The organism is Actinomadura montaniterrae, assembly GCF_008923365.1.
GTDB classification, from domain to species: domain Bacteria; phylum Actinomycetota; class Actinomycetes; order Streptosporangiales; family Streptosporangiaceae; genus Spirillospora; species Spirillospora montaniterrae.
The window spans coordinates 1-7,649 of the sequence record NZ_WBMR01000333.1; the positions used below are offsets into that span (position 1 = coordinate 1).

At 74.3% G+C, this 7,649-nt stretch carries 3 protein-coding genes and 1 pseudogene; 2 read left to right on the forward strand and 2 right to left on the reverse strand.

Going from position 1 to position 7,649, the window contains the following annotated elements; translation table 11 throughout:
* Positions 1-1,039: DUF3068 domain-containing protein (locus F9B16_RS47410; RefSeq protein WP_192809353.1), on the reverse strand; the 1,039-nt coding region annotated here is incomplete at its 3' end.
* 285 nt (positions 1,040-1,324) lie between these two features.
* Between F9B16_RS47410 and F9B16_RS47415 the strand changes: the two genes are divergently transcribed.
* Positions 1,325-2,143 (forward strand): class I SAM-dependent methyltransferase, encoded by an 819-nt coding sequence (locus F9B16_RS47415; protein ID WP_151546838.1) that lies wholly within the window; start codon positions 1,325-1,327, stop codon positions 2,141-2,143.
* Positions 2,140-3,459 carry an acyltransferase family protein gene (locus F9B16_RS53330; protein WP_225992596.1) on the forward strand — a complete coding sequence of 440 codons (1,320 nt, stop codon included), beginning with the start codon at positions 2,140-2,142 and terminating at the stop codon, positions 3,457-3,459. The genes F9B16_RS47415 and F9B16_RS53330 overlap by 4 nt, the downstream gene beginning before the upstream one ends.
* 1,108 nt (positions 3,460-4,567) lie before the next feature.
* On the opposite strand, the pseudogene F9B16_RS53335 reads toward F9B16_RS53330, so the two are convergent.
* A pseudogene (locus F9B16_RS53335) lies at positions 4,568-7,510 on the reverse strand (alpha-(1->3)-arabinofuranosyltransferase domain-containing protein); the annotation flags it as partial.
* Positions 7,511-7,649: the final 139 nt, after the last annotated feature.

Sequence of the window (7,649 nt, forward strand, 5' to 3'; positions counted from 1 at the left end):
CGGCGGGCGCGCCGGGGGAACCGGGGGCGGCCGGCGGCGCGGGCGGTCCCGCGTCGCCGAACTTGCCGTCGGCGCGGCGCGGGGCCTCGACGGGCGGCGGCGTCCGGTCGCGCATCAGCCCGAGCAGGCCGCCGGCCAGCAGCATCACCAGGCCGAAGAACACCGCGGCGGCCGGGATGTAGCTGCGCACCAGGTCGATCTGCAGCGCCGTCTTGTCCGACATCGAGACCAGGCCGCGCTGGTCCTTCTCCAGGGTGACGAGGTCGGCCTGCGCGACGAGCATCTTGCCCTTGCCGTCCGGCGTCTGCACCCAGCTGCGGATGTTCTCGCGCTGCTTGACCGGGATGCCGGTGCGCGGGTCGACCCACATCGTGTTGTAGGCCTCGGTGTAGCGGTCGACCTTCTGGTCGCCCTTGCTCGCGGGCAGCCCGAGCATGGTCGCCGGCATCTTGGTGTCGAGCGAGGCGGTCTTGGTCAGCGGGATCTGCTGGGTGAACCGGTAGGTCGCGAGGCCGTGGACCCGCTCGACGGCGCCGAACCGCATCGGCGCCTGCTGCTTGGTGGTCATGTCGAAGAACGGGTAGTCGCGCTTCTCCACGTTCCCGATCGGGAACAGCAGGCCGTACCCGGACATGCGGACGGTGCTGTCGCCCTCCACGTTGGCGCCGCAGCAGTTGACGAGGACGCCCGTCCGGCGGTCGAACGCGATCCGGAACTTCTGGATCTGCACCGGGGTGTCGGGCTTGGCCTGGTCGTAGATGTCGGTGGTGGAGTCCCAGACGGCGATCTTGTTGTTGCCGCCGTTGGCCCGCACGTCGCCGCGGATGGTGTTGTTGGCGCGCAGCGTGACGCCGTTCTTCAGCTTCAGGTCGGACTGGTCGAAGTAGGTGCTGTTCGGCGACTCCAGCCGGGTGACCTGGTAGCGGTTCAGCGGGGCCTGCACCACCTGGTCGGCCACGTAGAACCGGACCATGGGCGCGAGCGCGAGAAAGAAGGCGCCCAGGCCGATCAGGATCAGGCCGACCACCGGTCGCCGCATGAACACCTCCGGGACTGCGGTCCGTCTCCCCGGGCCGTGAGGCCGGAATCCGGCGTGCCCGGTCAGGCTACAGGACTTGCCAAACCGGCCGTCCAATAGCATCGACCACTCATCGTGCGAATCCGAAGAATCCTCCCATATTGGTCATGGCCCGCGGGCGCGGTCGGCGCATCCCCGGCAGGGCCCCCGGCCGGACCCTCGGCCGGGCCTCGGCCGACGTCTCCCGGCGACCGCATACCGGCCGGTAAGCTCCGCCTGTACTCCCCGTGATCCGTGAGGTTGCCCATGGACTCGCCGGCAGCTGCCTCGGCGCCCGAGCAGGACCCCCGCCCCGAGCAGGACCGCGGCCCCGAGCAGGACGGCGGTGCGGCGCCGGGCCACCGCGCCACGTTCGGCCGGTGCCTCCGGCTGTTCAGCGCGTTCCGGCGCGAGGGCACCGATCCGGAGTACTTCTACGGGCTCATGGCGCAGGACACCGTCGCCCAGCTCAGCACCTACACCCGCCTGGACGGCGCCACCGTCGTCGACGTGGGGACCGGTCTCGGCCAGTTCGCGCGCGCCCTGGAGAACGCCGGGGCGCGCTGCACCGGCATCGACCACGACATCAAGGAACTGACCGCGCTCGGCCCCCCGGCACCGAACACGCTCGTCGCCAGCGCGCTCGCCCTGCCGTACCGGACGGGCTCGGCCGACGTGTGCTTCTCGTCCAACGTCCTGGAGCACGTCCCCGACCCGTGGCGGATGGCCGGGGAGATGGTCCGGGTGACGCGTCCGGGCGGCCTGGTGTTCCTGTCGTTCACCAACTGGCTGTCCCCGTGGGGCGGCCACGAGACGTCGCCCTGGCACTACCTCGGCGGCGACCGGGCCGCCCGCCGGTACGAGCGCCGCACCGGACGCCGGCCGAGGAACCGGTACGGCGAGAGCCTGCACCCGGTGTCGGTGTCGGCGGCGCTCGCCTGGGCGCGCGGCAACGGCGACGTCGAGGTCGTGGCCGCGGTGCCCCGCTACCTGCCGCGCTGGGCGTCCGGGATCGTCCGCGTCCCCGGCCTGCGGGAGATCGCGACCTGGAACCTGCTGCTCGTGCTGCGGAAGACGGGCCCGTGAGGCCGGCGCCGCCGCAGGCCGCCGGGCCCGCCCCGCCGCCGATCTCCGGGCACCAGGACGCGCTGGACGGCGTCCGGGCGCTCGCGGCGCTGGCCGTCCTGGCGTTCCACGTGGCGAGCGCCTCGGGGGCGATGACCCGGGAGGGCGGCTCCGGCTGGCTGTTCAACGGCGGCCAGGTCGGCGTGCCGATCTTCTTCACGCTGTCCGGCCTGCTGCTGTACCGCCCGTGGGCGGCGGCGGTGCTGGACGGGCGGGCCGCTCCGCGCGTCGGCGGGTACCTGCTCAAGCGCGGGCTGCGGATCATGCCCGCGTACTGGGCGCTGATCGTCGTCTTCATGGTGACGTCCGCGCGCGCGCATCTCGGCGACCCGCTGACGTGGGGATCGCTGCTGACACTGACGCAGACGTACCTGCCGCACACGTGGTGGGGCGGCGGCCTAGGCCCGCCCCGGATCGGGCAGACGTGGAGCCTGGTGGTCGAGGTCAGCTGGTACGCGCTGCTGCCGCTGACCGCGCCGCTACTGGCCTGGTACGCCAAACGGGTCCCGACGCGCGACCCGGGCGTGCGGGCTAAGCGGCTGCTGCGCGCGATCGGCGTGTACGGGGCGCTCTCGTTCGTCTACGTGGTCTTCATGTTCGTGCCCGACCGTCACAAGCAGATGGGCCTGTGGCTGCCGCACTTCTTCGTGTGGTTCGCCATCGGCATGGCCATGGCCGTCGTGACGGTGTGGGCCCGGCTGGACCAGCGGCGCCCGGTCGCGGCGATGTGCCGGGCGGTCGCCGACTCGTGGGGCGCGTGCTGGGCGGCGGCCGCGATGCTGTACGTGGTCGCCGCGACGCCCGCGACCGGCCCGTACACGCTGCAGACGCCGGACGCGCTGTGGACGTCCGTCCTGCACCTGGTCGTGTTCGGGCTCGTCGCGGTCGCGCTGGTCGCGCCGATCGCGTTCGCGCCCGCCGGGCATCCGGTGATCGAGGGGGTGCTCGGCAACCGGGTGATGCGCTTCCTCGGCCGGATCTCCTACGGCGTCTTCCTCTGGCAGATGATCATTCTTCTGGCCTGGTACGACGCGGCGGACCGGATGTACCGGGGGCATGTCCTGACGGATCTGCCCCTGCTGGCGGCGGCGTCCATCGCAGCGGCGACGGCGAGCTACTACCTGGTGGAGAAGCCGGTGATGGCGCTGCTCCGCCGGCGCCGTCCGCGCGCCGGGCGCGACGTCCACGACGATCCCGGCCGGACGGTTCCGGACCCGGTGGCGCCGCCGGAGCGGGCCCGTTCCCGGCGGGCCCCTGCCCGGGGGCGGCCCAGCTGAGCTCGATCCGGCCGCCGGACCCGCCGCCGGGCCCGCCGCGCGGCCGGGGCCGCCACAGCTCCACCGCGACCCGCCCGACGATCACCAGCCCGAGCAGCTGCGGCACGACGTCGCCGAGCAGCCCGTCCGGCTTGGACGGGTTGTCGAGGAGCCCGAACCGGTTCCCGGCGGCGAGGCAGCCGGCCCCGGCGACCATCGCGAGCACGACCGTCCAGGGGGACGCGAGGGCGCGCAGCGGCCAGGCGCGGCCGGTCCTGGCCCAGCCGCAGGCGGCCGCGACGGCGGTGGTGACGGCGAGGCCGGGGATCCCGGCGATCCAGCCGCCGAGCGCGGCGGCGAGGCCGATCGCGGCCCAGGCGGGCCAGCCGGTCCCGGCGACCAGGGCGCGGCCGGACGGCCCCGTCCCGCGCCGCTCCCGCGCGGGCCAGACGGCGACCAGCAGCAGGACGAGCAGCAGGTTGAGCCCGGCGACCACGGCGATCCGCTGCGACCGGTCCGGGGTGTAGGTGAGCTGGACGACGCCCTTCGTCCCGGTGGGGACGACCCAGCCCTGCTTCCAGCCGTCGAGCCGGACGGGGCGCAGCGCGGTGCCGCCGGCGGTGGCGCGCCAGCCGGTGTTGAAGTTCTCGTTCACGGTGAGGAACGAGGTCTTCGCGGCGTCGACCTCCAGCTTGCGGGAGCTGGATCCCCAGCTCAGGACCTTGACCGGCTGCGGTGCGCCCGCGTCCGCCGCCGCGCCCGCCCCGGTGCCGGTGCCGTTCGCGACGGCCTGCGGGCCGACGGTGACGGTGTCGATGCGGTAGGCGTCGAGCGGCACCGAGGTCAGGTGGTTGCGGCCGGCCTTCAGCGGCGCCTGCCTGCAGGCGGCGAACCGCAGCGGCCGCCCGGCGAGCAGGTCGCCGAAGGTGCCGGTGGCCTTGGTCTGCACGGTCGTCCCGTCCACCCGGACCTTCGGCCCGTACCCGCAGGCGAGCGTCAGCGGGACGTCCGACACGTCCGGCAGCGGCTTGACGCCGGGGATGATCAGGTCGGTGAGCTGCACCGGCCCGACCCGGTCGTCCTTGAGGAACGTGATCGTCAGCCGGTCGGTGGTCATCGGCGCGAACGACAGCCGGCCGAGCCCGTCGGACAGTCCCTCGCGGTACTCGCCGTTCTGCCCCTCGACCCGCACCCGGACCGGGCCGGACGCGCCGGGCGGCCGGCTGAGGGTGAGCTTCGACAGCCGCTTGCGGCCCTTCCACTGGACGGAGAGGGCGGGCGTCCCGTCCCGGTCCGCGGCGACCCAGGTGGTGGACGGGTCGCCGTCGAACGCCGACCGCGCCTGGTCGGCGGGATGGTCGGACTGGACGGAGGTGGCGGTGACGAGGGGCTGCCCGTTCACGGCGGTGTACTGGGCGATCAGCCGTTCGTCGGTGAGGACGGCGGTGCCGGTGAGCGGCGCCTTCCCGGCCACGGCGGAGGTGTAGGCGCGGTCGAAGCCGTCGCCCTCCTCGTCCCCGCTCGCGAGGCTCGGCGAGCACACCCAGCGGGCGCTGCCCTGCATGCATTCGGACGTGCCGCCGGGCGCCCGGCTCATCACGTAGGTGGCCTGGCCCTTGACCCCGGACGGCGCCGGCAGGGTGTACGTGCGGGCCGGGTGGACGCCGCCGATGCTCAGCTCGGACACCCCGGCGCGGGCGAAGGCGGGCACCGCCGGCTTCGTCGCGAGGCCGGTGATCCGCAGCTTCAGCCAGCGGCTCGTCCCTTCCGGGGCGCGCAGCGGCTGCGCGGAGGAGGTCCGCTGGACGTCCTGTTCGACGGTGCCGTTCTCGGTCTGCACCGCGACCCGCGCGACCGCCGGGCCGAGCGTGGAGTCCTGGTCGAACACGGCGGTCAGGTTGCGGACGTCGCGGGGCTTGTCGAAGTCGATCCGCAGCCACTGCCCGACCGGCCCGTTCCAGCCGCCGGTCTGCCAGGCGGTGAACGGGTCGCCGTCCAGCGCGGCGTACGGTTCCGCGCCCGGCTTGCGGGACTGCGGGATGGCGTCGTCGGCCGCCGCCGACGACGACGCCGTGACGTCCTGGACTCCGCCGCCGTAGACCACGTGGGTGGTGTACCGGTTCCAGCCCTTGTCGAGGACGTCGGTGGCCTGCCCTCTATGCGCCTGCGTGAGCGTCGGCGAGGTCTGGTGCAGCTCGCCATAGTTGCGTTTCAGCAGGCGGGGCGAATCGGTCACGACGGGCGCGCCGCCGAGGTCGGGGGCGTCGTCGTCGAGCAGCACGGGCCCGGACGGCAGCGCCCGGTCGTCGGCCATCGCCAGCAGCGACTCCGGCCCGCCGTACACGCGGAGGACGCCGGACGCGTCCGACAGGTTCGCGACGTCGTCGGCGCCGGAGACCTCGTAGACCTCCAGCGCGGGGTACCTCTGGTCGGTGGCGGAGACGGCGTCGTCCACCAGGTCGCCGCCGACGGGCGCGCCGAACGAGGCGGCGCGGCGGATGCCGGGCGAGTCGGCGAGCGCCTGGTGCAGCCGGGCGGGCCAGGCGCCGCGCAGCGTCTCGCGGCTCAGGTCGTTGCGGACGAGCAGGTACCGCACGCCCATCCGGCCGAGGAACGCGGCGAGGCCCGGCGAGCCCTGCCCGGACCGGACCTGCAGGTCGATCGCGTCCAGCGCCCGGGTGTACCCGGGCGACCCGGCCGGGACGAGCTGCCGGACGCCCCAGCGGGCGGTGAGCAGCGGCTGGACGATGTCGTCCATCGGCCGGCCCCACAGGTACTCGCCGAACGGCGCGCCGGGCAGCGCGACGACGCCCTGCTGCCCGGCCCGCGCGTTGATCCACGACGCCGCGTCCCGCCAGTACTTCGGGACCTCGGGGAAGGAGCCGGGGCCGGTCAGCCCGTTCGACACGGCCGTGACGCCGATCCCGGCGAGGGCGACCAGAGCGACGGCGGGGACGCTCAGCACGGCCCGCAGCGCGCCGCCGAGGACGGGGCGGCGCTCGGCTGCCAGGCCGCTGACCCGCGCGCGCCCCGGCTTGCGGACGGCCACGACGAGCAGGTGCGCGAGCCCGAGCGCGAGCGGCAGCCGGACCACGGCGTCGAACTTGTGCAGGTTGCGCAGCGGCGCGAGCGGGCCGTCCAGCAGGTCGCGGGCCTGCGCGGCGAACGGCCCGGGCAGGTCGCTGAGGTGGCCCACCGTGATGATCGCGACCCCGGCCAGCAGCGTGAGCAGCAGGAACGTCCGTTCCGGCAGCAGCCGGCCGAGCAGCCCGGCCAGCCCGAGCGCGGCGATCAGCCCGGTGCAGACGACCGGCAGCGCGCCGGTCGACAGGCTGTGCCCGACCGGCCACCAGATCTGCCCGTCGACGATCAGGTAGTTCACCCAGCGCTCGGCGCCCCGGAACACGTTGATCAGGCCGGTCGGCGCGGTCGTCGTGGCGGCCTTCTCCGTGTAGGTCAGCCACGAGAACCCGTACGTGCCGGTGAGCAGCAGCGGGACCAGCCACCACGCCATCGCCGCGCCGGTCGCCGCCGACCACCACGCCAGCAGCCGGAACCGGAACGACCCGCGCGGCCGCGTCAGCACGTACACCAGCGGGACGATCAGCACCGCGACGGTGGCGGTCGCGTTGATGCCGCCGCAGCAGGCGACCGCGAGCCCCGACCGGGCCGCCGCCCGCACCCGGCCGCCCTCCCCGGTCACGGCGGTGACCAGCGGCAGCACGATCCACGGCAGCATCGCGACCGGCATGTACTCCGAGGAGATCTGGCCGAGGGTCGCCAGGGCGTTCGGCGCCAGCGCGTACGCCATCGCCGCGATGAGCCGGCTCCCCGGCCCGCCGATGCCGAGCCGGTTCGCCAGCTTCCACGTCCCGGCGAACGCCAGGCACAGCAGCAGCGACGTCCAGAACCGCTGGGTGATCCACGGCGGCATCCCGATCACGTGGCCGAGCGCGTAGAACGGGCCCATCGGGAACAGGTAGCCGACCGCCTGGTTCTGCAGTTGGCCGAACTGCTCGGCGTCCCACAGGTGCAGCGCGCGGCCGAGGAACCCGAGCGGGTTCACCGCCATGTCGATCTTGGTGTCGGCGAGGATGAGGCCGGGCCGGGTGCCGAACGCCAGCGCGGTCAGCGCCAGGCAGCACGCCGCGACGCGGAGCCGCTCGCGCAGCCGGCCGGCGGCGTCCGGGCCGTCCGGCGGGCGCGGGCCG